The following is a 24,730-nucleotide window of genomic DNA, read 5'->3' as shown; positions in this document are numbered from 1 at the left end:
ATTCCGGGTGGTTGGCGCATCAGTCCGAATGGGCTATAACCGCCATCCAGGTGAAGTGAACCCAAAGAATTAACTGAAATTTCGTTAACCGGAGGAAGAGACCCGATGTCCGGCGATTTTGAGGCGATGGCGCTCGAGTATCACCGCAACCCGCGGCCCGGTAAGCTGGCAGTCGTCGCGACCAAGCCCATGGCCAACCAGCGCGATCTTGCACTGGCCTATTCGCCGGGCGTGGCCTACGCCTGCACCGCCATTGCCGAGGATCCGTCGAAGGCGGCGGAGCTGACGGCGCGCGCCAATCTGGTCGCCGTCGTCACCAACGGCACCGCCGTGCTGGGGCTGGGCAACATCGGGCCGATGGCCGCCAAGCCGGTGATGGAAGGCAAGGCCGTCCTCTTCAAGAAGTTCGCCGGCATCGACTGCTTCGACATCGAGCTGAACGAGCTGGACGTCGATGGTCTGGTCGACACCATCGTCCGGCTGGAGCCGACCTTCGGCGCCATCAACCTGGAAGACATCGCCGCCCCGGCCTGCTTCGAGATCGAGCGCCGCTGCCGCGAGCGCATGAAGATCCCGGTGTTCCACGACGACCAGCACGGCACCGCCATCGTGGTGGGTGCGGCCGTGCTGAACGGGCTGGCGCTGGTCGGCAAGGACATCTCGAAGGTCAAGGTCGTCTCCACCGGCGGCGGGGCCGCCGGCATCGCCTGCCTGGACCTGATGCTGTCGCTGGGGGTCCGCCGCGAGAATGTCTGGCTGGTCGACCGCATCGGCGTGGTCCACAAGGGCCGCAACGAGGAGATGAACGAGTACAAGGACGCCTACGCGCACGACACCGAGGCGCGCACGCTGTCCGACGTCATCGACGGTGCCGACATCTTCCTCGGCCTGTCGGGCGCGAAGGTGCTGAAGCCGGATCTGCTGGCCCGCATGGCCGACAAGCCGCTGATCCTGGCGCTCGCCAACCCGGAGCCGGAGATCATGCCGGATCTGGCCCGCGAGGCCCGTCCGGACGCCATCATCGCCACCGGCCGCTCCGATTTCCCCAATCAGGTCAACAACGTCCTGTGCTTCCCCTTCATCTTCCGCGGTGCGCTGGACGTCGGCGCCACCACGGTGAACGAGGAGATGAAGATCGCGGCGACCCACGCCATGGCCAACCTCGCCCGCGCCGAGCCGTCGGACGTGGTGGCCGCGGCCTATGTCGGTGAATCGCTGCGCTTCGGCCCGGATTACATCCTGCCCAAGCCCTTCGACCCGCGGCTGATCGTCGAGGTCTCCTCGGCCGTTGCCAAGGCGGCCATGGATTCGGGCGTCGCCACCCGGCCGATCGCCGATTTCCGCGCCTATCAGGACCAGCTGAACCAGTACGTCATCCGCTCCGGCCTGTTCATGAAGCCGGTCATCACCAAGGCCAAGACCGCTCCCAAGCGCGTCGTCTATGCCGAGGGCGAGGACCCGCGCGTGATCCGCTGCGCCCAGGTGGTGGTCGACGACGGTATCGCGCACCCGGTGCTGATCGGCCGCCGCGAGGTGATCGAGCGGGTGATCGGCGAGATGGGCCTGCGCCTGAAGATCGGCCAGGACGTGGAGGTCATCGAGATCATCCGCGACCCGCGCTATCACAACTTCACCGAACATTACCGCAAGCTGATGGGCCGCCGCGGCGTCTCGCCCAGCCATGCCGCCAACGTGGTCCGCACCCAGCCGACCGTCTTCGGCGCCCTGATGGTCCGCCGCGGCGAGGCCGACGCGCTGGTCTGCGGCACCACCGGCCGCTTCAACGAGCATTGGGCGCACATCTGCGGCCTGATCGGCCTGCGCGACGGCGTGAAGGTCGCCGCGACGATGAACGCGCTGATCTCGCAGAAGGGCGTCCATTTCATCACCGACACCTACGTCAACCCCGACCCGACCGCCGAGCAGGTGGCCGAGATCGCCCGGCTGGCGGCAGACGAGGTGAAGCGCTTCGGCATCGAGCCGAAGGTGGCCCTGCTGTCGCACTCCAACTTCGGCAGCGCCGACACCCCGTCCGCCCGCAAGATGCGCGCGGCGGTGGAACTGGCATCCGAGCAGATGCCGGATGTCGAGATCGACGGCGAGATGCATGCCGACGCCGCCCTGGCTCCGGCCATCCGCAAGGAAGTGCTGCCCGACAGCCGCCTGAAGGGAGAGGCGAACCTGCTGGTCATGCCGACCCTGGACGCCGCCAACATCGCCTTCAACATGATGAAGATCCTGGGTGAGGCGCAGAATGTCGGCCCGATCCTGCTGGGCGTCCAGCGGCCGGTCCACATCGTCACCCCGTCGGTCACCACCCGCGGTCTGGTCAACATGACCGCCGTCGCCGTGGTCGATGCCCAGCTCGCCGACCCGGTCAACGCCGCTCCGACCCCGCCGGTCGGAGCGGGCGCGTAAATCAAGGGAGGGCAGGGGGCGCGGTCGTTGCCGCGCCCCCATTCCACCGCAACGGAATCGTGCTATCCCTTACCCGTAGCCAACAGGAACGGCACGGGGCATGAACAACCAGCGCAATTCTGGGCAGCGCAATTCCGGGCAGCGCAATTCCGGCAACACCGCTGCGGCCAGCGCCGCGGCGCTGGTCGGACAGGCCGTGCCGCTGCACCAGTCCGGCCGGTTGGCCGAGGCAGATGCGCTCTACCGCCAAGCGCTCGCCGCCCAGCCGCGCCAGCCGGACGCCCTGCATCTGCTGGGCATGATCGCCTGCCAGACCGGCCGCTTCACCGATGCCGCCGACCTGATCGGGCAGGCGGTGGCGGCCAGACGCGACGTTCCCGATTACCACGCCAACCTCGCCTACGCCCTCCAGGCGCTCGGCCGCTCCGCCGAGGCGGAACGCGCCGCCCGCAACGCCCTGCGCCTGCGCCGCCCCTTCCCGGAAGCCGCCAACACGCTGGGCAACGCGCTGAACGCCCAGGGCAAGGCGGAGGAAGCCGCCGACGCCTACCGCGCCGCCCTGCGCGCCCGCCCCGATTATGCGGAGGCGGAGGGCAACCTCGGCACCGTGCTGCGCAGCCTCGGCCGCTCGGCGGAGGCTGAACCGCTGCTGCGCCATGCAGTGGCGGCCAACCCGTCCCTGCTGGAGGCGCACGCCGCCCTCGGCCTCGCCCTGCTCGACCTGGGGCGGAGCGAGGAAGGGGAAACGGCGTTGCGTGCCGTGCTGGCCCGCCGGCCGGATCACGCGCCGGCCGCACTCGCTCTGGCCGGATCGCTGCAACGCCGCGGTGCCGACGCGCTGCCGGCCCACCGCCGCCATCTGATGCTGGAACCGGCGGATGCCGAGGGTTGGAACGCCCATGGGCTTGCCCTTCAGGTTGCCGACCGGATCGCCCCGGCCGGCGATGCCTTCACCCGCGCCCTGCGGCTCGCCCCGACGATGGCGGAGGCGATGACCAATCTCGGCACCGTCCGTCGCCTGCAAGGACGGATCGTGGAGTCCGCCGACCTGCAACGCCGGGCGCTGGATCTGCGGCCGGGCTATGCCGCCGCCCACACCAATCTGGCGCTCGCCCTTCAGGATCTCGGCGACGAAGCCGCTGCCGAGCGGGAGTTCACCCTTGCCCTCGATGCCGATCCGGCGCAGGCGCTTGCCCGCTTCAACCGATCCCTCCTGCAGTTGCGGCAGGGCCGGCTGGCGGAAGGATGGGAAGACTACGCCGTCCGCTTCGAGTCCGGCCGCCTGAAACCGAAGCACCCTCTCAACATCCCGGAATGGGACGGTGGCGACCTCGCGGGACGCCGCCTGCTGCTGTGGGCTGAACAGGGGCTGGGCGACGAACTGATGTTCGGCGCGCTGCTGCCGGAGGCCCTGGCCCGCTTTCCCGGCACCATCGTCGAATGCGAGCCGCGGCTGGTCCCGCTGTTCCAGCGCTCCTTCCCCGGCACCACCGTGCGGGGGCCGACGCGAAGACCGGCCGATGCCGACTGCCATCTGGGCTTCGGCTCCTTGCCACGCCTGCTCTGGCCGACCGCTCCCCTGACTCCGCCGCCTGTCGGCTGGCTGAAGCCCGACCCGATGCGGGTCGCGGCGTGGCGGTCGCGTCTTGAGGCACTCGGGCCGGGCCTGAAAATCGGCATCGCCTGGACCAGCCAGCGCCTCACCACCGAACGTCGCCAGTCCTACACCGAGTTGGAAGATTGGGCGCCCCTGCTACGCCTGCCCGGCCTGCATGCCGTCAGCCTGCAATATGACGGGCGGGAAGCGGAGATCGCGGCCATCGAGCAGCGCCTGGGGGTGTGCGTCCACCGCTGGCCCGACCTCGACCAAATCGCCGATCTGGAGGGCACTGCTGCCTTGATGGCGAACCTCGACCTTGTGGTCACGGTGGCCTCGTCCGCCGGGGAGATGGCAGCGGCGCTCGGCACCCCGGTTTGGCGTCTGGGCCGCCGCGACTGGACCCAGCTCGGCACCGCGGTTCGCCCATGGTTTCCCTCAATGCGCTGCATCCAGCCCGATGCCGGTGATAACATCAAAGACGCTATACGAAAGGCAGTTCAGTTGCTTACCAGGCATTCCGCAGGTGATCTGTGAACACTGCCGACTGGTTTGCCGAGGCGTTGCGCCATCATCAGGATGGAGCACTGGACGCTGCGGAGCCTCTGTATCGACGGGTGCTGCAAGCCGAGCCGCTCCATGCCGACGCCCTGCATCTGCTCGGCGTTCTCAACCACCAACGGAACAATAACCTTCAAGCCGTTGAGTTGATTGCCAAAGCCGTCGATCTGGCTCCCGGAGTGGCGGACTATCACGCCAATCTCGGGATCGTTCTGCAACGTCTGGACAGGCTCGCAGAAGCCGAGGCGGCGCAGCGCCGGGCGCTGGAGCGCGATCCCGGCCATGTCGGCGCCCATTTCAATCTCGGCCTTGTGCTGGCTGCGCAAGGCCGCTTGGCCGAGGCGGCGGACCAGTATGCGGAGGCGGCCCGGCTGTCGCCCGATCTGGCCGACGCGCACCTCAATCTCGGCGCTGCCCTGCAAGGGCTCGGGAGAGCGGACGACGCGTTGGCGTCCCACACCCGTGCGGCGGATCTGCTGCCGGGCGATCCCCGTCCCTGGACCAACCGGGCCGTCAGCCTGCGCCAGCTCGGCCGGCTGGACGAGGCTGTCGAGGCCTTGCGGATGGCCTCGGCATTGGGCGGAGGGGCCGGCGACGCCTCGGCCCTGTCCGCTCTGGCGGCCGCCCTCCACGCCGCCGGGCGGATGGAGGACTCGGCGGAGCGCTACGCCGATGCCTTGCGGCTCGAGCCACGCGATCCATTCTGTCTCAATGGCTTGGGGCTTTGCCTTAAAGCTCTTGGTCAGCTGGACGATGCCGCGACCTGCTTCGACGCGGCCACCGCCATTCAGCCCGACCATGCCGACGCGCTGGACAATCTCGGCAGCGTCCGCATCGCCCAGGGCCGCCCAGCCGAGGCGGAGGCCCTGCACCGGCAGGCGGTCCACCATCGGCCCGATTTCGCCGGCGCCTGGAACAATCTGGGCAATGCCCGCCACGCCGCCGGCCGCACCGCCGACGCCTGGAGGGCGTGGCACGTGGCTGTGGCGCTCGCCCCTGCATTGGCGGAGACCCACACGAACCTTGGCAACGCCCTGCGCAGCGCCGAGCGTTTCACCGAAGCCGAACGGTCGCAGCGCCGCGCCATCCGTCTTGCCCCGCTGGAGTCGCCGTCCCGCAACAATCTGGGTCATCTGCGCCAGGGCCGGCACGACTATGCCGGCGCCGCCGACTGCTACCGCAGCGCCCTGGCGCTCGACCCTGCCTATGGCGAGGCCTGGAGCAATCTCGGGCTGGCCCGCCAGCGGCTGGGCGACAGCGGGGAAGCGGAGCGCTGCTACGACCGGGCGCTGACCCTCCGGCCGGACCTGTCGCTGTGCCACTTCAACAAGGGCCTGCTGCGGCTGGAGGCCGGCGATCTCGACCGCGGCTGGCCCGGCTATGCCTGGCGTTTCGGATCGGGTCAGGTCGGACAGGGGCGCCAGCCCCGTGCCCCGGCCTGGCGTGGCGAGGATCTGACCGGCCGACGCCTGATGATCTGGGGGGAGCAGGGGGTGGGAGACACCATCCTGTTCTCCGCCCTTTGCCCGGAACTGGCCGGACGGGCCGTCTCCACCATTCTGGAGATCGACCGCCGTCTGGTGCCGCTGTTCGCCCGGTCCTTCCCCACCCTGAGGGTGCGGGCGGAGGCGATGGACGGGCAGGGGCGGGAGGCGATGGCGATCCCGGACTATGACCGCCACGTGCCGATGGGGTCCTTGCCCCGCGTCCTCCGCCGCCGGCTGGCCGATTTTCCGGCGCGGCCATCCTGGCTGGTCCCCGATGCCGGGCTGGTGGAGCGGTGGCGCGAGCGGCTGGCGGTCCTCGGTCCGGGGCTGCGCATCGGCATCGGCTGGCGCAGCCAGATGATGACCTCCGAACGCAGCGCCGCCTATCTCCCGCTGGACGCTTGGGCGCCGCTGTTCGCACTGCCCGGCATCCACTGGGTAATGCTGCAATACGGCGAGGTGGAGGAGGAGGTCCGGCAGGCCGAGAAGCGCTTCGGCATCCGCCTGCACCGCTGGGACGATCTCGACCGCAAAGACGATTTCGACGGTGTCGCCGCCCTGATCGCCGGTCTGGACCTCGTCATCTCGCCCGCCATGTCGGTCGGCGAACTGGCCGGAGCGCTGGGCACCCCGGTCTGGCGCTTTGGCACCCGCGACTGGACGCAGCTGGGAGCCGGCGTGCGCCCCTGGTATCCGTCGATGCGGCTGTTCCAGCCCCGCCCCGGCGAGCCGCTATCGGCGACGATGGCCGACATGGCGCGTGCGCTGCGCTCCCTCTTCCCCCAACGGATGCCCTCTCCCCCCCAGGCAGAGGGCTTGGAGAGGGGGATTATCCCGGATGGCGAGAGGCTGGCGGCACAGGCGGTCGCTCTGCACCGGCAAGGCCGGTTTGCGAAGGCCGAAACGCTGCACCGGCAGGCCGTCGCCATGGCTCCGACCCAGCCGGCCGCCTGGACCAACGGCGGCCTGACCCTGCTTCGGCTCGGCCGGATCAAGGCCGCCATCCACTGGCACCGGCTTGCGGTGACTTTGAACCCGGCCTTTGCCGAAGCGCTGGGCAATCTCGGCGTGGCGCTCCAGGCCGATGCCGCCGCGCCCGAGGCCGCCACGCTGCACCGCCGCACCACCCGGCTGCGCCCGATGCAGGCGGAAGGCTGGGGCAACCTCGCCGCAGCGCTGCTCGCCGCCCGCCGCTTCGCCGAGGCGGCAAATGCCTGCACCCGTGCGGCGGCCCTGGCGCCGGCCCTTGCCGGGGTGCTGACCACGGCCGGCGCGGCTGCGAAAGGACTGGGGCGCTTCGCCGAGGCTGCCCGCCAGTCCCGCCGGTCGCTGCGCCTTGTCCCGGCGTCGCCCAAGGGCTGGTCGAACCTGGGCATGGCGTTGGCCGGTCTCGGGCGCTGGGACGACGCGCTGTACGCCCACCGCCACGCGATGGCGCTCGCTCCCGACCTGCCGGATGTGCTGGTCAACCACGGCCACACTCTGCTGATGCGGGGGGAACGCCGGCTCGCCGCCCTGTTGGCCGACCGCACGCTGAGGCTGGCCCCCGGCCGGGCCGAGGCGCGGATGAACCGGGCCCTGCTGCGGCTGGCCGACGGCGATCTCGACGGCGGCTGGGCCGACTACGCCCACCGCTTCGCCACCGGCGACGCCGTGTCCCGCCGCCTCGACATCCCCGAATGGCAGGGGGAGCCGCTGGCCGGCCGCCGCATCCTGGTGTGGGGAGAGCAGGGGCTGGGCGACGAGATCCTGTTCGGTACCGCGCTGCCCGATCTGCTCGGTCAGGCCGGGACGGTCATCGTCGAATGCGACCCGCGCCTCGCCAGGCTCTTCGCCCGCGCCCTGCCGGCGGCAGAGGTCAGGGCGCCCAGCGCGGATCCGCGGGGTGCCGATTGCCACGCGCCGCTGGGCAGCGTCGCGGCACGGCTGCGGCCGGATTTGCGGCGATTCCGCGCAACCAGCCCGCTGCTCGCCGCCGACCCCGGGCTGGCGGCAGGCTGGCGCGAGAGGCTGTCGACGCTCGGCCCTTGCCTGCGGGTCGGCATCTGCTGGCGCAGCAGCCGGATGACGGCGGACCGGGCCGGTGCCTACAGCCGGATCACACAATGGTCACCGGTCTTCGGCATCCCCGGCATCACCTTCGTCAGCCTGCAATATGACGGTCACGATGCCGAGCGGGAGGAGGCCCTGCACCGCTTCGGCACCGTCCTGCATCACTGGCCCGATCTGGACCAGCGCAACGATCTGGACGGGGTGGCAGCGCTCATGTCCGGCCTGGATCTGGTCATATCCGCGCCGACCGCGGTGGGGGAACTGGCCGCGGCGCTCGGCGTGCCGGTCTGGCGGATCGCCGGTGCCGGGGACTGGTCGGCCCTGGGAACGGCGGTGCGGCCCTGGTTCCCGACGATGTCGCTGATCGGCCGGTCCGGCGACCATGACGCCGCTCTTGCGGCAGTCGCGCAGCGCCTTCGCCGACTGGCTGACGACCGGTCCCGGTCGGGGTGACCATCGGAGAGTGGATGATTCGGCGCAATTCCGCATTGCGATTCCCGAGCGCGCCCATTATCGACTATGGCCGCCGGGTCCCGCGCAGGGTGGATGACCCGGCGCCCGCTCCGTCGTAAGCTGCTCCGGCAAGCCGAATGACGACAGCGGGACTTCAGCGAAAGGACGGTCGGTGCGGTCTGAGGACGCTCTTGCCAACATAGACGTCGCGGTGCTCGCCGGCGGGCTCGGCACGCGCATCCGAGGCGTTTTGGGTGACACGCCGAAGGTCCTGGCCCCGATTGCGGGCCGCGCCTTCCTCGGTCACCTGCTCGATTATCTGTCCACCTACGGGTCGCGCCGCGTGGTGCTGTGCCTGGGCCATCTGGCCGACCGGGTGACGGCGTGGCTCGCCCGCGGGGATTCGGCCGGCACCATCGACGTGGTCTGCCAGATCGAACCGCGCCCGCTCGGCACCGCAGGCGCGCTCGGCTATGTCCGCAAGGAGTTGCGCAGCAGCACCATCCTGGTGGTGAACGGCGACACCTTCCTCGACGCCGACCTGCGGGCCTTCATCGCCTCGCACCGGCTGTCGGGAGCGGAGGCGTCGGTGCTCTGCGTGACGGTGGAGGACGCGTCCCGCTTCGTGCGGGTGGAGATCGGTCCCGACAGCCGCGTCCGCCGCTTCCTGGACAAGGCGCCGGGGGCGGGCACCATCAATGCCGGGGTCTATCTGTTCTCCGCCGCCTTCCTCGACCGCTTCGTCGCGTCGGGTGCGGTGTCGCTGGAACGCGACGTGCTGGAAAAGCTGCCGGCCGGCACGCTGAACGCCCATGTCGCCAAGGCCCGCTTCCTCGACATCGGCACGCCGGAAAGCCTCGCCACCGCCGCCAGCGTCATTGCCGGCCGGGAGTCCTGAGCGGGGACTCCCGACGCGCCGTCCCGAGGGCCGCAATTTACCCCCGCACGCCCCCGGTCTGTCGCTGGACAGGCGCAAAGTGCCGCGCCAAGATGCTGGGCACCCCGATCCCGCGTGCCGTGGTAGGACAGCCACGCCGTCTCTTACGGACCCGCGCCATGGCCGTCATCCTCATCCGTGCCGACGCCTCGCCGATCATCGGCACCGGCCATGTCATGCGCTGTCTCGCCGTGGCGGAGGCGCTGCGCGACCAGGGGCACGAGGCGCTGTTCGCCGCCGTGGAATCCACGCCCGCCATCGACCGCCGCCTGTCTTCCGACGGATTCCGCCATGTCTCCATCGCCGGTCCGGTGGGGGAGGCAGCGGATCTGGCCGCCACCCGCTCGCTGCTGCGGCGGGAACATGGCAGCGCGGTGATGCTCGACGGCTACCGCTTCGGCGAGGCCTACCGCGCCGGGCTTCAGGCGGCGGGCGCACGGGTGCTGGCCTGGGACGATCTGGGCGACGGCACGCCGCTGCACGCCGATCTCGTCGTCAATGCGGCACCGCAGGCCGCCGGCCTCCCCTATGACGCGATGGCGCCCGGCGCCGTCCTGCTGCTCGGCCCCGGCTATGCCCCGCTGCGGCGGGAGGTGCGGCTGGCGGCGCAGGCGCAACGGCTCGGCATCGCCGACCGGCCGGTGCTGCTGGTGACCTTCGGCGGTTCCGACCCGCTGGGATTGACCGGCCCGGTCCTGGAGGCGTTGGCGAAGCGGCGGCCCGACGGCTGCCGGATCGTCGCCGTCGTCGGCGGCAGCAATCCCCGCGCCGCGGAGCTGGCAGGGCTTGCTGGCGATGGGCTTGCCGTGGAGATCGACTGCCCGCGCATGGGCGCGCTGATGGCGGAAAGCGGGCTGGCGGTGTCGGCCGGCGGCGGCACCATGGGCGAGTTGGCTGCCCTGGCGGTGCCGACCCTGCTGGTGGTCACCGCCGACAATCAGGCGATGGCGAGCAACGATGCCGCGGAGTTCGGCTGGAGCAGTGCCGTGGACGCCCGTGGACGCCCCCCGGCCGAGGCGGCTGGGATCATCGCCGAGCGAGCGCTCGCTCTCTGGACCGATGCGGGACAACGGCAGCGGATGCAGGATGCAGCTGCTTCACTGCCGCTGGATGGCGAGGGAGCGGTGCGCATCGCCTGCGCCCTCACCGGCCCGGCCCCGAAGTCAGGCGAGCGCCGCCCGGCGTCGGACGGCGCTCGCCTGAGGGTTTACCGCGGATACGTCAGCTGACCACCCGCCAGGTGCCATCCGCCTGCTGACAGGCGGTGCCGAAGCCCTGCTGGGTGCGGCCCTGGACGACGATGGTCGTCTGGTATTCACGGCAGAGCTGGCCCTGCGGCCCGGTCCCCTCACGCACCGGGGTATAGGTGCCGTAATTGCCGGTCTCCGGGTTGTTCCAGCGCACGGTGCTGCCGGTCGGCGCGCTGTAGGCGTTGACCGCGGCCTGCTGGGCATAATTCTGGTCGGCACGGTCGAGCGAGGCGCCGGCCGCATTGCCCAGCGCCGCACCCAGCAGCGTGCCGACGCCCACCGCCACCAGCTTGCCGCTGCCGCCGCCGAAGCGCGAGCCTGCCAGACCGCCGACCACGCCGCCCAGCACGGTGCCGGCCGTCTGCTTGTTGGCGCTGACGCCGCCATAGGAATCGCCGTAGCCGGGCTGGGCGCAGCCGGCAAGCGGGGCCGCGAGCAGGCTGGCGGACAGCGCGGCGGCGAGGAAGGGGCTGGCTTTCATGGTGGCTCTCGTCCTGTTGGGTCCTGTTGGGATCGGCACGAAACCGTCCGTTCCTGACGCCATCAACATGGCTGACCCGCATCTTATTCCCGATGCGTGACGCGGTGCCTCGGTTGCTCCTATGATCGACCCAACGGTTCCACAAAGGAATCGACGACAAGCCCTTGGGAGGGAACGAACATGCTGCCCAACGCGGACAGCTGGGACGGGGTATCCCGCGCCTTCGCCTGGCGCGTGCCCGACCGCTACAACATCGGCGTCGACGTCTGCGACCGCTGGGCGGAGGCCGAGCCGGACCGCATCGCCCTGATCAACAAGCGGCGCGACGGTGGGGTCGAGGAATACCGCTTCTCCGACATCCGCGCCCTGTCCAACCGCTTCGCCAACGCATTGGCGGCGCAGGGCGTGGCGCGCGGCGACCGGGTCGGCATCCTGCTGCCCCAGGCGCCGGAAACCGCCATCAGCCACGTCGCCGTCTACAAGCTGGGCGGCATCGCCGTTCCGCTGTTCTCGCTGTTCGGGGTGGAGGCTCTGGAGTACCGGCTGGCCAATTGCGGCGCCCGCGCCGTGGTCACCGATGCCGTGGGCGCCGCCAAGATCGCCCAGATCCGCGACCGCCTGCCGGACCTGCGCGCCGTCTTCCGCATCGACGGATCCGGGCCGGGCTGCCTCGACTGGCACGGGCTGTGCGATGCGGCCTCCGACAGCTTCACCCCGGCCGACACCGGCCCGGACGACCCGGCGCTGATCATCTACACCTCCGGCACCACCGGCCAGCCCAAGGGCGCGCTGCATGCGCACCGGGTGCTGCTGGGCCATCTGCCGGGCGTGGAGATGTCGCACGACCTGTTCCCGCAGCCGGACGACCGCATCTGGACGCCGGCCGACTGGGCGTGGATCGGCGGGCTGCTCGACGTGCTGCTGCCGGCCTGGCACCATGGCGTGACGGTGGTGTCCCACCGCTTCGAGAAGTTCGACGCCGAGGCCGCCTTCGCCCTGCTGGCCGAATTCAAGGTGCGCAACGCCTTCCTGCCGCCGACCGCGCTGAAGATGATGCGGGCGGTGAAGAACCCGCGGGCCCGCCACGCCATCGACATGAGATCGGTCGCCAGCGGCGGCGAGACCTTGGGCGCCGGGCTGCTCGACTGGGGGCGCGAGACCTTCGGCGTGACCATCAACGAGTTCTACGGCCAGACCGAGTGCAACATGATCGTCTCCTCGGCCGCCACGCTGATGGCGCCGAAGCCCGGCATCATGGGCCGCCCGGTCCCCGGCCATGACGTGGCGGTGATCGACGGCGAGGGCGACCGGCTGGCGCCGGGGCAGCTCGGCCTGATCGCGGTGCACCGGCCGGATCCGGTGATGTTCCTCGGCTATTGGAACAACCCCGACGCCACCGCGGCGAAATTCATCGGAGATTGGCTGGTCACCGGCGACCAGGGCGAGTTGGACGAGGACGGCTACATCCGCTTCGTCGGGCGCGACGACGACGTCATCACCTCGGCCGGCTACCGCATCGGCCCCGGCGAGATCGAGGATTGCCTGATCGGCCACCCTGCCGTCCGCATGGCGGCGGTGGTCGGCGTGCCCGATCCGCTGCGCACGGAGATCGTCAAGGCCTTCATCGTCCTGCAGGAGGGCGTGACGCCGGACGATGCGCTGGTCGCCTCCATCCAGGAGCATGTGAAGACCCGGCTGGCGGCCCACGAATATCCGCGCGCCATCGAATTCATGGACAGCCTTCCCATGACCACCACCGGCAAGATCATTCGCCGGGAGTTGAGGAACCGCTCGTAATATCATGATTGAATTGATTTTATTGGCTGCGGCATTTTTCGCCGGGGCGATGAATGCCGTTGCCGGCGGGGGCAGTTTCCTGACCCTGCCGGCCCTGATCTATGCCGGGGTGCCGCCGGTCGCCGCCAACGCCACCGGCACAGTCGCCCTGCTGCCCGGCTATGCCAGCGGGGTCTACGGCTATCGCCAGGACCTGACGCCGGTCGGCACGCTCAGCCTGCCGCTGCTGTCGGCGGTCAGTCTGGTCGGCGGTCTGGCCGGGGCCGGGCTGCTGCTGGTGACACCGGATTCGGTGTTCCGCGGCATCGTGCCGTGGCTGCTGCTGCTGGCAACCGGTCTGTTCGCCTTCGGCACCATGCTGGCGCAGCGCCTGCGCAGCCTGGGACTGCACGGCAACGGGGCGATGCTGGGCACGCTGTTCGTCGTCTCGGTCTATGGCGGCTATTTCAACGGCGGGCTCGGCATTCTCCTGCTGGCGCAGTTGAGCCTGTTCGGCATGACCGACCTGAACGCCATGAACGGGCTGAAGAACCTGTTCTCGGCGGTGCTGACCGCCATCGCCGTGGTGGCCTACGCCGCCGGCGGAGCGGTCGAATGGCCGAAGGCGCTGCTGATGACGGTCGCGGCGGTCGCCGGCGGCTATGTCGGCGCCCGTCTCGGCCGCCGGATTCCGAAACCCGTGCTGCGCGCCGGCATCATCGCCATCGGGCTGGTGATGAGCGCGGTATTCTTCCTGAAATGATCGCGCTATAGAGGGCGCAACTTCGCGCCTGTCCGGACCCCTGCCGCCATGCTGACCGTATCCGATCTCGACCTGTACTATGGTGACGCCCAGGCACTCGACGGCGTGACGCTGCAGGTGCCGGCAGGGCAGACCACCGCCATCGTCGGCGCCAACGGGGCGGGCAAGACCTCGCTGATCCGGGCCATCGCCGGAATCCTGAAGCCGGCACGCGGCAGCATCCGCTTCAAGGACCGCGAGATCGCCGGCCTGCCCAGCCATGTCGTCTGCGACCTCGGCGTCGGTCAGGTGGCGGAGGGGCGGCAGATCTTCCCGACGCTGAGCGTGCGCGAGAATCTGGAGATGGGCGCCGTCATCCCGCGCGCCCGGGCCGGCGCGCGCCAGACCTACGACCGCGTGCTGGACCTGTTCCCGCGCCTGCGCGAAAGGCTGGACCAGGCGGCCGGCACCCTGTCCGGCGGCGAACAGCAGATGCTGGCCATCGGCCGTTGCCTGATGGGCAAGCCGGAGCTGATCATGTTCGACGAGCCCTCGCTCGGCCTGTCGCCCGCCCTGGTGCAGGAACTGTTCCGCATCATCCGCTCGCTGGCCGCCGAGGGCATGACGATCATTCTGGTCGAACAGAATGTCGCGGCCTCCCTGCGCATCGCCCAGTCCGCTTACGTGCTGGAGAATGGCCGCGTCGTTCTGTCCGGAACGGGCGAGGCGCTGCTGGCCGACCCGGCGGTGAAGCAGGCCTATCTGGGGCTGTGACGCCACCCGCCCTCCAGCCGGCGATACCTCCCTTATCCTCCTATCGTTGAATATACGAACCATCTACAGTCCTCGTAAGCTGGCAGTCCAAAGAATGAGCGGACGGGGACCATGGCGGCAGGCTGTAGCAGACGGACGACCTTGCTGGCGGCCGGCGCGCTTCTGGCGTCGGCACTGGTCCGGAACGCCGCGGCCTCCGATTCCGCTGCCAGCCCTCCGGCCGTCCGCGCCGGGGTGCTGAAATTCGGCACGGTCAGCTGGGAACTCGACACCGTCCGCGCCAACGGCTTCGACAGGCAGGCCGGGATCGACCTGCAACTGGTCGAGCTGGCCGGCAACCCCGCCACCCAGGTGGCGCTCCAGGCCGGCGCGGTGGAGATCATCGTTTCCGACTGGCTGTGGGTGTCGCGGATGCGCAGCAAGGGGGAGGCGCTGTGCTTCATCCCCTATTCGACCGCCGTCGGCGCGCTGGTCGTTCCCGCCGGCTCCGCGATTGCCGGGGTCGGCGATCTGCGGGGCAAGCGCATCGGCGTCGCCGGCAGTCCGCTCGACAAGAGCTGGCTTCTGCTGAAGGCGGTGGCGGCCGACCGGCACGGGCTGTCGCTCGACCGCGATGCGCAGCCCTTCTTCGCCGCACCGCCCCTGCTGAACAGCAAGATCGCCGATGGCGACCTGGATGCGGTGCTGACCTATTGGCCCTTCGCCGCCCGGCTGGAGGCGAAGGGCATGCGGGTGTCGATCACCGTGGCCGACATGCTGGAGGCGTTGGGCCAGCCGGCGACGGTGCCGTCCATCGGCTATGTCTTCCGCGAGGAGTGGGCGCGCGCCAACCCGGCCGCCCTTGCCGGCTTCCAGGCCGCCACCGCTCAGGCGAAGAGCCTGCTGGTGCAGTCCGACGCCGCCTGGGAGCGGCTCGCCCCGCTGATGCAGGCGGAGGACGACGCCACCTTCCGCACGCTGCGCGACCGCTACCGCGACGGCATCCCGCGCCGCTGGACGGAGGAGGAGCGGGCAGGGGCCGCGAAACTCTACGCGCTGATGGCAAGGCTGGGCGGGCGGGAACTGGTCGGCGACGCACCCGTCATCGCGCCCGGCACCTTCTGGACCGGTGGGGCGTAGCCGGTGCGCCGCGCCCTGATGCCTGCCCTGATGCCAGTGGTGTCGATCCTGCTGCTGCTGGCGCTGTGGCAGGCCGCGGCCATGACCGTCGGCGGACGCCTGCTGCCGGGACCGCCGGTGGTGGCCGAAGCCCTGCTGCGCGAGGCTGAGAGCGGGGCGCTGTTCCATCACATGGGCGTCACCCTGTTGCGCGTGCTGGCGGCCTTCGCGCTCGCCATGTCCATCGGCGTCGGGATCGGCCTGCCGATGGGGCGCTCACCCGTCATCGACCGGCTGTTCGGCCCCTGGCTGGTCTTCTTCCTGAATCTGCCGGCGCTGGTGGTCATCGTGCTGGCTTATGTCTGGTTCGGCCTGACCGAGGCGGCGGCCATCGGCGCCGTCGCCATCAACAAGATTCCCAACACGGTGGTGCTGGTGCGGGCCGGCGCCCGCGCCATCGACGAGGGGCTGGTCGACATGGCCCGCGTCTACCGCCTGTCGCCCGCGGACCGGCTTCGCCATGTGCTGCTGCCGCAACTCACCCCCACCATCGCCGCGGCTGCGCGGTCCGGCCTCGCGCTGATCTGGAAGATCGTGCTGGTGGTCGAACTGCTGGGCCGCAGCGACGGTGTCGGATTCCAGATCAACCTCCTTTTCCAGACGTTCGATGTCGCAGGAATCCTGGCTTACACCATCGCGTTCGTGGCCGTGGTCCAGCTTCTGGAATACGGCGTCCTCCAGCCGGCCGAGCGGCATTGCCAGCGGTGGCGGCGGATGCCCGCTGACGCTTGAGATCCGCTCCAAGCGCTTCGGCGCGGTGGAGGCGGTGCGTGGCCTGACCCTGTCGGCCGCGGCGGGAGAGGTCGTGGCGCTGGTCGGTCCCAGCGGCTGCGGCAAGACGACGGCGCTCGGCATCGTCGCCGGGCTGGACCGCGCCTTCGACGGCAGGGTGGAGGTCGGGCCACGTCCGGACGGCGGGCCGGCCCGCATCGGCTATGTCTTCCAGGAGCCGCGCCTGCTGCCCTGGCGCACGGTGCGGCAGAATCTGGCGCTGGTTTTGCTGCGGGCGCAGCGGCGCGGACCGGCGGTCGATGCCATGCTGGAGGCGCTGGAGCTGTCGCCCTTCGCCGACCGCTTCCCGACCCAGCTCTCGCTGGGCATGGCGCGGCGGGTGGCGCTCGCCCGCGCCTTCGTGGTGGAGCCGGACCTGCTGCTGATGGACGAGCCGTTCGTCTCGCTGGACGAACCGACGGCGCTGCGGCTGCGCGGGCTGCTGTCGGACTTGCTGGACCGGCGGCCGACCACCGTCCTGCTGGTCACCCACAATCTGCGCGAGGCGTTGGCTCTCGCCGACCGGCTTCTCCTGCTGGCGCCTTCGCCCGGCCGGGTGGTGGCGGAGGTGCCGGTGGCCGTTCCCCGCGCCGCCCGCGACGACGCCACCATCGAGGTGCTGCGCCGCGACCTGCTGTCCCGGCCGGAACCGGCCTTCCGCCTGCTGGCCTGAGGCAATGGGCCGGCCCCGCGCGGCCTGTGGGTCCATTTGCCGCTCGTCCGTTCACGAACGCTGCGCTATCGTGGCCGCATCCTTGCCGGGAACGCCCGGCGTTTGCAGAGGGCGTCGAAGCCGGATGGCTTTCGGTCGGATGACAGTGCGGCGGGTGCGGCAGCTCGGCCTTGTGGCCGGGATGGCTGCCCTTTTGCTGCAAGTCATCGCCTGGGGCTGGATGCCCCTGATGAGCGGCGGGATCGCCCAGGCCGGGGAGACCGTGTCCCTGGCAATCTGCTCCTCCGGCGGCCTGACCACCATCCAGGCCGCTGCGGCCGATTTCGCGATCCCCCATGACGGCGATCATGGGAAGTCGCCGGACCCGGCATCGTCCGGAACCGGCCATTGCCCGCTCTGCCCGCTGGTGACCGGGCTGGCCTTGCCGCCGCCGCTGCTGGCGGTCGGCCCCGCCCTTGCCATGGACCGCGACACCGGCCTGCTGCCGGCCGAGCATGTCGCCGCCGGCTGGTTCCTGTCGACCCTTCAGGCGCGGGCTCCCCCACCGCCCGCCTGATTTTCCTCCCGCTTCGAATCATCGCCGCTGCCGGCCGCCACGCCCGGTCCCTGTGCAGATTCCGCGCCCCGGCCGCCGCAGCGATCCAAGACACAGCGTGCCCGGTGCACGCCCCATAGCCCACGAGCCCTGCGGCGTTATCCGCCGTGGCGGCCATCCCCTGTTCTTCACATCCGCATTCCAGGAGAAGAGTTCATGAAGCGCATTCTCGGCATCGCCGCAGCCATCGCCCTGTTCGGTGCCGGCACCGCCCTGGCCCACGGCTTCAAGGCCGGTGCAATCGAGATCGGCCATCCCTGGGCCCGCGCCACCGCGCCGTCCGCGCCGAATGGCGGCGCCTATCTGTCGCTGACCAACACCGGAACGACGGAAGACCGTCTGGTCGGCGCCTCCACCCCCGCGGCGGAGAAGGCCGAACTGCACACCCATCTGAACGAGAACGGCGTGATGAAGATGCGCGAAGTCGCCGGCGGCATCCCGGTCCCGGCGGGCGAGGCGGTGAAGCTGGCGCCGGGCGGGCTGCACATCATGCTGCTCGGCCTCAAGCAGCCGCTGGTGAAGGGCGCCCACATCCCGATGACCCTGCGCTTCGAGAAGGCCGGCACCGTCGAGGTCGAGATCGCGATCGAGGCGGCCGGGCAGGCCGCGGCGCCGGCCGAAGGCCACAGCATGGGGGCTGCCGGCGCCGGCCACACCCACAACGCCGCACCGGCCCAGAAGCAGTAATGGAAAMGGCCTTTTACAATCCACGCCCTTATTCGGCCGCAGCGATCCCCACCGGCTGGGCCAGCTTGGCCGCCTCGGCCGCCCGATAACGGGGCGACAGCACGCCGAACCGGCGCGCCCACCAGGCGGTCAGCGGCGGCGTCAGCAGGGCGGTGACGACCACGCTGGTGGCGATCAGCGCGGTGGCGGACGGAGCGACCGGCGCGAAGGTCGGCTCGATGGAAGCGATGATCGGCGGCACCGTCACCGCGGCCCCGGCGGTGGAGGCGGCACCGATGCCGGCCGTGCCGTTGCCCTTCGCCAGCAGGATGTCGGCCAGCACCAGCATGAAGCCGGTGACGGCGATCACGCCCAGACCCAGCACGATGCCCAGCAGGCCGGTGTTGAGGATGGTCGAGAAGTTCAGGTTGTTGCCCAGCGCGAAGGCGAAGAAGGGAACCATCACCGAGACGCCCTGGGTGAAGAAGGCCCGCAGGTCCTTGTCGAGGTTGCCCAGCGCGAAGCCGATCAGGAAGGGCAGCAGGGCGCCGACCATCGTCTGCCAGGGGAAGGCGGCCAGACCGGCGATGCCCAGCGTGACCATGGTCATGAAGGGGCCGGATTCCAGGCACATCAGGCAGAAGGCGCCGGCTTCCTCCTTGGTGCCGTATTGCTGCATCAGCGCCATGTACATGCCGCCGTTGGTGTCGTTCATCACCGCGATGATCGCCAGCACCGACAGGCCGGAGAAGAAGCCCGAGGTGATGCCCTCCGCCGGGATGAACCAGGAGGCGATGACGCCCGCCATCGCCGCGGTGAGGATCTTGACCGAAACCAGCACGCCGCTCTTGCGCAGGACCAGCGGGGTGGCCTTCAGGCTGATGCTGGCGCCGATGCAGAAGAACCACACCGACAGGATCGGCAGCGTGCCGGTGATCAGGCCGTTGGTGAAGGAGCCGAAGAACTTGCCCGTATTGGGAGCCAGCGTGTTCAGGCAGGCACCAAGGAACAGGGGGACGATCATCATCCCGCCGGGGATACGGTCGATCCGGGACTTGATGTTCATGGAAGACACTCCTGCGAATTTCATCCCGTCGCCGCCGCGCCCCTTCGCCATCGGGCATGTTTCAGCGGCCGTCAATCTCGTTGAAGCGGGAGCCGAAGCGCCGCTTTGTGCATACTAGTATATAAGTTAGCCGGTCATTGTCAAAGCGGCTGATTGTCAGCCGCGACAGGTTGTCGCGCCGGGCGGGAAGCGGAGGAGCGGGACGGGGAGGCCGGCGAGGCAGCAGGCAGCATGCCGGAAGCCGCACGCAGGGCGGCGGCTGGACCGGGGTCGGTCGAATGTCGATGCGGGTGCGGGCCGGTCCCGCCGGTGCCGGTGGCGGAACCGGCGGGACAGACGGTCAGCGCGGCCGGTGGCGGGCGAGGGCGTCGGTGATGTCGATGTCGCGGAACGGCTTGCCGATCACCGGCCGGGTGCGGTGGGCATCTGGCAGGCCCTCGGCCCCATGGCCGGTGGTGAAGATGAAGGGGATGCCGGCGCCGGCCAGCCGGTCGGCCACCGCGTCCACCCGTTCGCCACGCAGGTTGACGTCGAGCAGCGCGATGTCGAATCCGCCCGCTTCGATCATTTCCAACGCCGCGGACACCGAACCCGCCGGGCCGAGACAGGCGACTCCCTGGTCGATCAGGGCGTCCTCCAGGCTCATGGCGATCAGCGGTTCGTCTTCGACGATCAGGACGGTCAGGTTCGACAGATTGGCGTCGGTCACTGCGGGCTCACTCGCGAAGACAGAGGAATGACGAGCCGGCATCGCACGCCGGCGGTTTCGAAAGCAAGGGCGACATCGCCCTCCAACTCATGCGCCAGACCGCGCTCGATCAGGCGGGAACCGAAGCCGCGCCGGGTCGGCGGCGCCACCGGCGGCCCGCCGCTCTCGCGCCAGCGCAGTACCAGCGCGCCGGCACCGTCACGGACGGATCGGCCGCCGGTTTGGCCGGAACCGGCCTGACCGCAGGATTCGTTCACGCTGTTGCGCACCGGCGTCTGTCCCGGTTTGACGATTTCCCAATCCAGATCGACACGGCCGTTCTCCGCCGACAGCGCGCCGTATTTCGCGGCGTTGGTGGCAAGCTCGTGAAAGGCGAGGTGCAGCGACACCGCCACGCCGGTGGTCAGATTGACCGGCGGACCGGCAACCTTGACGCGGCCGGCATGGACATGGGGCTCCAGCGTCAGCGCGGCGATCTCGCTCAGCGAGGCACCCTGCCAATGGCGGCGGGTCAGCAGATCGTGGGCCTGGGCCAGAGCGCGCAGGCGGGACTGGAAGGCATCGGGGAAGGCCTCCACCGACGGGGCGGCGCGCAGGGTCTGCTTGGCGATGGACTGCACCATCGCCAGCGTGTTCTTGACCCGGTGGTTCAGTTCCTCCAGCAGCAACAGCTGCCGCTCCTCGGCCTTCTTGCGGTCGGTGATGTTCAGCGAAACGCCGGCCATCCCGGTCGGCGCACCGTCCTTGTCATAGATGGCGCGGCCACGAACCTGCACCCAATGGACGCTGCCGTCGGGCCAGATCGTGCGGTATTCCATGTCCAGCGGCGACCCGCTGCTCACCGCCTGCCGCACCATGGCCTGCTGATGCTCGCGGTCGTCGGGATGGACCCGCTCCAGCAGGCGGTCGTAGGTCGGGATTTCGGCCGGATCGGCCAAGCCGAGGTTGGCGGCGCAGATCGACGAGACGCGCAGCCGGTTGGTCGCCAGCGTCAGCTCCCAGGATCCCAGCCGCCCAGCCTCCAGCGCGAAGCGCAGCCGCGCCTCGCTTTCAGCCAGGGCGGCGCGCTTGTCGGCCAGCTCGTTGCGGTCGCGCGCCTCGATCAGGGCGCGGCGGACCACCACCTGCAACCGCTCCATCCGCAGCTTCACGACATAGTCGGTGGCACCCTTCTTCAGTGCCTCGATGGCGTTCTCCTCGCCCAGCATGCCTGACACGAAGATGAAGGGCACCCGCGGCAGGCGGTCGCGCGCGATGGCCAGCGCCGACATGCCGTCGAAATCGGGCAGGTCGAAGTCGGACAGGATCAGGTCGAAGGGGCCGCCGTCGGCAACCGCCTCGATGAAGGCCTGCCGCGTCTCGACGCGATGGACCTCGAACGCATGGTCGTCGATCATCAGAAGATGTTCGCGCACCAGATCGGCGTCGATGCCGCTGTCCTCCAGCAGGAGGACGCGACAGGGCGTCGGCGGGCCCAGACCCGCGGCATCGCCGGCGGCGGTGTCGATCACATCGGCCATCAGGTGCCGCGTGGCCGGCGGGAATGGCAGCCGGGCGGCGGCTCGTTCAGAATCGCCCAGAAGCTGCCGATGTCGCGGATCGCGTCGAAGAACTCCTTGAAACCGACCGGCTTGACCACGAAGGCATTCACCCCCAGGCGGTAGCTGCGGACGAGATCCTGCTCCTCCTTGGAGGAGGTCAGCATGACCACGGGGATGGCGCGGGTGTTCTCGTTCGCCTTGATCCGCTGCAACACCTCGATCCCGTCCACCTTCGGCAACTTGATGTCGAGGATGATGACGGCCGGATATTTCGGGTCGGTCGGCTTCGACACCGCCTGCCCGTCGTCATGGAAAAGATAGGACAGCGCCTCCGCCCCATCGCGGGCGACGACGATGTCGTTGGCGAGCTGCGCCTCGGCGAACGCCTCCAGCGTCAGCTCCAGATCCTTCGGGTTGTCCTCGACCAGCAGGATCGGTTTCAGCGTGGCCATGGGGCTACCTCGATTCGGCGGCGACGGACCGCGGCAGGGAGAAATGGAAGGTGGCGCCGTGATCCAGCCTGCCTTCCGCCCAGACCCGCCCGCCGTGGCGCTCCACGATGCGGCGGACATTGGCAAGCCCGATGCCGATGCCTTCGAACTCTTCCTCGCGGTGCAGGCGCTGGAATACGCCGAAGAGCTTACCGGCATAGGCCATGTCGAATCCACGGCCATTGTCGCGGACGAAGAACTCGTGCGCGTCGGCGTTGGACCGGCAGCCGACCTCGATCTCCGGATCGGTGCGGTCGCGGGTGTATTTGATGGCGTTGGCCAGCAGATTCTGCACCACCAGCCGCAGCATGGTCGGGTCGCCGGTCACGCCGGGCAGGGGATGCACGGTCCAACGAACGTTGCGGCCCTGCAGATCCGGCTCCAGCAGATGGCGCACCTCGTCCACCAGCTGGCCGACATCGACCTCCACCCGCGCCAGCGTGGTGCGGCCCAGCTGCGAGAAATGCAGCAGCCCGTCGACCAGTCGCCCGGCCGAACTCGCCGCCTCGATGATGCTGTCCAGGTAATGGCGCTCCCGCTCGCTCAGCTTATCTCCCGCGCGGGACCGCAACAGTTCGGCATAGCTGGTGACATGCCGGAACGGAGCCCGCAGGTCGTGCGAGACCGAATAGGAGAAGGCGGCAAGCTCGCCGTTGGTGCGGCGCAGTTCCTCGTTCAGCGCGGCCATCTCCTCGGCCTTGCGCAGAACGATGCTGACGATGGCGTTGCGGAAATCGCCGGCCGCCTCGATCTCGCCATGGCGCCAGGGCAGGGACAGGCCGCGCACCGTCTCCTTCCAGGCTTCGAAGGAACTGCGGGGCGACAGCCCGCCGCTGGAGTCCAGCGGCTTCCTGGGCTCGCCGGCCCAGTCGATCGACTGCACGATCTCCGGCCGGAACCACAGAAGATAGCTGGGGTGAAGCTGCGAGATGGAGATTGCCAGCAGGCCGCTGGCTGTCCGCTCCATCCCGGCGGCGGCCGGCATCTCGGCCGGAAGCTGGTGGCTGACGAACAGGTCCTTGATGCCCTGTCCGGCCAGCTCGGCGGCGATTGCCTCGACCACCTCCTGCGGCGGGGTGCGGCCGATCAGCCGGCAGTCGCCGTCGAACAGGATCGCGGCGCCATCGGCGTTGACCAGCCCCAGCAGATCCTCGCGGTCCTCGCTCAGCCCGTCGATGAAGCTCTCCGCCGCCGCCATATGGGCGAGCAGGCGGGCCTGCGTGCTTTTGGAACGGATGCGATGGTCGGCGTCCAGCGCCCGTTCCAGCGCGATCATCTGGCTGGACAGCACCTGCCCGAGCAGATCGCAGGCGGTGCGCACCGCGAAGGACACCTGCCGCGGCTCCGCATGGTGGCAGGAGATCAGGCCCCACAGCCTGTCGCCATCCATCACGGAGATCGACATGGAGGCCGGCGTGCCCATGTTGCGCATATATTCGAGATGCACCGGCGAGACGCTGCGCAGCACGGAAAAACTGAGGTCAAGCGGCGGCACATCCCGCTTGGCCGACAGAAGGGGAACCGGCTGGTAGCGGGTGTCGGCGATCAGCCGCAGGCGGTTCAGCGCATAGAGCCGCCGGGCCTGCTGCGGGATGTCGGAGGCCGGAAAGCGCAAGCCACGGTAGGAGGGCAGGCGGCTGTTGCCGTCCTCGGCGATGACGGTGCCGTTCCATTGCTCGTCGAAGCGGTAGACCAGCACGCGGTCGAACCCGGTCAGCGAGCGCACCTCCGCGGCCGTGCTGGACAGCAGGGCGTCGAAATCATGGGCGGCCTGCATGCGGCGGATGCCTTCGCGCATCTGCGGGTACAGCGCCTCCAGCGTGCCGGCACCGGTGGCGGGCAGTTCCTCCAGTTCCAGGATCACCAGCGCACCCGCGCGGTGGGCGATGGCCTGATGGTCGCCGCCGCGCAGGCTGAGGATTTCGAGCTGCACCGGCTCCGCCGGGGCGTTGCGCAGTCCACGGACCAGCGACGCCGTCGACGCGCAGTCGATCAGACGGTCGACCGGCAGGCCGAAGGATTCGGCGGGCGGACGGTTCAGCACCGCTCCGGCCTCGGCGCTCGCGCAGACCAGACGCAGGCTGTCCGCCTCCACCGCCAGCAGATGGCCGTGCGGCTGGATGCTGCCGGGAAGGTGAATCGGTTCGCGCGCGCAGGCGTCGAGGTCGAGCGTGCCCGCCATGGTCTGGGGCCACGGTTCCGGTCCGGTTGCAGGCGTCACAATCGTCCTTTGCTCGTCTCGGTCACAGTTCGACGGTCCGTTCTTGAGCCGGCCCCGTCTTCACATCGGGCCCCGCTGATGGTGCCAGCCGCCTTTCGCCGGTATTCAGCACAATCAGCGGCTTAAAAACCCTGTTTTCGCCGCGCACACCGCGTCGAGGTGAACGAAGCGACAGGATAACCTGTCAGACCCTATACTTCATTATCATAGGATACGTTGTATGATCGTTTCTGGATTTTTCAGAGTTCCGCTCTTTCATCATACGTCGAAGATCATATTCCGAATTGGCGTTTGGGATCGCTTATAAACAA

General features: G+C 69.6%; 19 protein-coding genes. 13 read left to right on the top strand and 6 right to left on the bottom strand.

All coding sequences use genetic code 11. The annotated features are described in order from the left end of the window. Positions 1–105 precede the first annotated feature (105 nt). The 5 genes from VH569_RS19325 (at position 106) to pseG (ending at position 10,734) form a co-directional block, all read left to right on the top strand. The gene (locus VH569_RS19325; protein ID WP_423317087.1) at positions 106–2,418 is read left to right on the top strand and encodes an NADP-dependent malic enzyme; all 2,313 of its coding nucleotides are present in this window, start codon (positions 106–108) and stop codon (positions 2,416–2,418) included. A 100-nt stretch (positions 2,419–2,518) separates the two neighbouring features. Beyond that, positions 2,519–4,552: a tetratricopeptide repeat protein gene (locus tag VH569_RS19320; protein WP_423317086.1), complete on the top strand. Its 2,034-nt coding sequence runs from the start codon at positions 2,519–2,521 to the stop codon at positions 4,550–4,552. Further along, positions 4,549–8,568: a tetratricopeptide repeat protein gene (locus VH569_RS19315; protein WP_423317084.1), complete on the top strand. Its 4,020-nt coding sequence runs from the start codon at positions 4,549–4,551 to the stop codon at positions 8,566–8,568. The genes VH569_RS19320 and VH569_RS19315 overlap by 4 nt, the downstream gene beginning before the upstream one ends. A gap of 172 nt (positions 8,569–8,740) precedes the next feature. Further along, a complete protein-coding gene (locus VH569_RS19310; protein ID WP_174470791.1) occupies positions 8,741–9,466 on the top strand; it encodes a sugar phosphate nucleotidyltransferase in 726 nt (241 codons plus the stop codon). Positions 9,467–9,624: 158 nt separating this feature from the next. After that, positions 9,625–10,734, top strand: coding sequence for a UDP-2,4-diacetamido-2,4,6-trideoxy-beta-L-altropyranose hydrolase (gene pseG, locus VH569_RS19305; RefSeq protein WP_423317082.1), 1,110 nt, complete (start codon positions 9,625–9,627; stop codon positions 10,732–10,734). On the opposite strand, the gene VH569_RS19300 is transcribed toward pseG, so the two are convergent. Beyond that, positions 10,727–11,236 carry an RT0821/Lpp0805 family surface protein gene (locus VH569_RS19300; protein WP_109050431.1) on the bottom strand — a complete coding sequence of 170 codons (510 nt, stop codon included), beginning with the start codon at positions 11,234–11,236 and terminating at the stop codon, positions 10,727–10,729. The two genes, pseG and VH569_RS19300, sit on opposite strands and share 8 nt — an antisense overlap. A gap of 180 nt (positions 11,237–11,416) precedes the next feature. Between VH569_RS19300 and VH569_RS19295 the strand changes: the two genes are divergently transcribed. The 8 genes from VH569_RS19295 to VH569_RS19260 all read left to right on the top strand — a co-directional run bounded on the left by VH569_RS19295 (position 11,417) and on the right by VH569_RS19260 (position 18,412). Then, positions 11,417–13,033, top strand: a complete 1,617-nt coding sequence (locus tag VH569_RS19295) for an acyl-CoA synthetase (RefSeq protein ID WP_423317080.1) — start codon at positions 11,417–11,419, stop codon at positions 13,031–13,033. A 4-nt stretch (positions 13,034–13,037) separates the two neighbouring features. Continuing rightward, positions 13,038–13,775, top strand: a complete 738-nt coding sequence (locus VH569_RS19290; RefSeq protein WP_423317079.1) for a sulfite exporter TauE/SafE family protein — start codon at positions 13,038–13,040, stop codon at positions 13,773–13,775. A gap of 48 nt (positions 13,776–13,823) precedes the next feature. Continuing rightward, a complete protein-coding gene (locus VH569_RS19285; protein WP_109050428.1) occupies positions 13,824–14,528 on the top strand; it encodes an ABC transporter ATP-binding protein in 705 nt (234 codons plus the stop codon). A gap of 111 nt (positions 14,529–14,639) precedes the next feature. Next, on the top strand, positions 14,640–15,647 hold the full coding sequence (locus VH569_RS19280; protein WP_423317077.1) for an ABC transporter substrate-binding protein: 1,008 nt from the start codon (positions 14,640–14,642) through the stop codon (positions 15,645–15,647). 18 nt (positions 15,648–15,665) lie between these two features. Then, the gene (locus VH569_RS19275) at positions 15,666–16,418 is read left to right on the top strand and encodes an ABC transporter permease (protein WP_423317075.1); all 753 of its coding nucleotides are present in this window, start codon (positions 15,666–15,668) and stop codon (positions 16,416–16,418) included. 34 nt (positions 16,419–16,452) lie between these two features. Then, entirely contained in the window at positions 16,453–17,130 is a 678-nt protein-coding gene (locus VH569_RS19270; protein ID WP_423317073.1) for an ABC transporter ATP-binding protein, read from the top strand. A gap of 181 nt (positions 17,131–17,311) precedes the next feature. Next, positions 17,312–17,686, top strand: coding sequence for a DUF2946 family protein (locus VH569_RS19265; protein ID WP_423317072.1), 375 nt, complete (start codon positions 17,312–17,314; stop codon positions 17,684–17,686). 195 nt (positions 17,687–17,881) lie between these two features. Further along, the gene (locus tag VH569_RS19260; protein ID WP_109050425.1) at positions 17,882–18,412 is read left to right on the top strand and encodes a copper chaperone PCu(A)C; all 531 of its coding nucleotides are present in this window, start codon (positions 17,882–17,884) and stop codon (positions 18,410–18,412) included. 28 nt (positions 18,413–18,440) lie between these two features. Here VH569_RS19260 and kdgT read toward each other — a convergent pair whose 3' ends face one another. From kdgT to VH569_RS19235, 5 genes are all read right to left on the bottom strand, one after another. After that, a complete protein-coding gene (gene kdgT / locus VH569_RS19255) occupies positions 18,441–19,457 on the bottom strand; it encodes a 2-keto-3-deoxygluconate transporter (protein WP_423317071.1) in 1,017 nt (338 codons plus the stop codon). Positions 19,458–19,797: 340 nt separating this feature from the next. Next, on the bottom strand, positions 19,798–20,166 hold the full coding sequence (locus VH569_RS19250; protein WP_109050424.1) for a response regulator: 369 nt from the start codon (positions 20,164–20,166) through the stop codon (positions 19,798–19,800). Further along, a complete protein-coding gene (locus VH569_RS19245) occupies positions 20,163–21,686 on the bottom strand; it encodes a sensor histidine kinase (RefSeq protein WP_423317069.1) in 1,524 nt (507 codons plus the stop codon). The genes VH569_RS19250 and VH569_RS19245 overlap by 4 nt, the downstream gene beginning before the upstream one ends. After that, positions 21,686–22,159 carry a response regulator gene (locus VH569_RS19240; RefSeq protein ID WP_423317067.1) on the bottom strand — a complete coding sequence of 158 codons (474 nt, stop codon included), beginning with the start codon at positions 22,157–22,159 and terminating at the stop codon, positions 21,686–21,688. The genes VH569_RS19245 and VH569_RS19240 overlap by 1 nt, the downstream gene beginning before the upstream one ends. 4 nt (positions 22,160–22,163) lie before the next feature. After that, entirely contained in the window at positions 22,164–24,419 is a 2,256-nt protein-coding gene (locus tag VH569_RS19235; protein WP_423317065.1) for an ATP-binding protein, read from the bottom strand. Positions 24,420–24,730: the final 311 nt, after the last annotated feature.

Source organism: Azospirillum sp. 11R-A (assembly GCF_049472615.1).
Lineage (GTDB): Bacteria > Pseudomonadota > Alphaproteobacteria > Azospirillales > Azospirillaceae > Azospirillum > Azospirillum palustre.
Note: the sequence above shows the minus strand (reverse complement) of the source record. Positions and strands in the feature narration are given on the sequence as shown.

Bases quoted from the DNA above. Each gene is read 5' to 3' on its own strand.
- VH569_RS19260 (WP_109050425.1), top strand. From the start codon at position 17,882: ATGAAGCGCATTCTCGGCATCGCCGCAGCCATCGCCCTGTTCGGTGCC.
- VH569_RS19275 (WP_423317075.1), top strand. From the start codon at position 15,666: ATGCCTGCCCTGATGCCAGTGGTGTCGATCCTGCTGCTGCTGGCGCTG.
- VH569_RS19265 (WP_423317072.1), top strand. From the start codon at position 17,312: ATGGCTGCCCTTTTGCTGCAAGTCATCGCCTGGGGCTGGATGCCCCTG.
- VH569_RS19285 (WP_109050428.1), top strand. From the start codon at position 13,824: ATGCTGACCGTATCCGATCTCGACCTGTACTATGGTGACGCCCAGGCA.
- VH569_RS19320 (WP_423317086.1), top strand. From the start codon at position 2,519: ATGAACAACCAGCGCAATTCTGGGCAGCGCAATTCCGGGCAGCGCAAT.
- VH569_RS19295 (WP_423317080.1), top strand. From the start codon at position 11,417: ATGCTGCCCAACGCGGACAGCTGGGACGGGGTATCCCGCGCCTTCGCC.
- pseG (WP_423317082.1), top strand. From the start codon at position 9,625: ATGGCCGTCATCCTCATCCGTGCCGACGCCTCGCCGATCATCGGCACC.
- VH569_RS19280 (WP_423317077.1), top strand. From the start codon at position 14,640: ATGGCGGCAGGCTGTAGCAGACGGACGACCTTGCTGGCGGCCGGCGCG.
- VH569_RS19325 (WP_423317087.1), top strand. From the start codon at position 106: ATGTCCGGCGATTTTGAGGCGATGGCGCTCGAGTATCACCGCAACCCG.
- VH569_RS19245 (WP_423317069.1), bottom strand. From the start codon at position 21,686: ATGGCCGATGTGATCGACACCGCCGCCGGCGATGCCGCGGGTCTGGGC.
- VH569_RS19240 (WP_423317067.1), bottom strand. From the start codon at position 22,159: ATGGCCACGCTGAAACCGATCCTGCTGGTCGAGGACAACCCGAAGGAT.
- VH569_RS19300 (WP_109050431.1), bottom strand. From the start codon at position 11,236: ATGAAAGCCAGCCCCTTCCTCGCCGCCGCGCTGTCCGCCAGCCTGCTC.
- VH569_RS19290 (WP_423317079.1), top strand. From the start codon at position 13,038: ATGATTGAATTGATTTTATTGGCTGCGGCATTTTTCGCCGGGGCGATG.
- kdgT (WP_423317071.1), bottom strand. From the start codon at position 19,457: ATGAACATCAAGTCCCGGATCGACCGTATCCCCGGCGGGATGATGATC.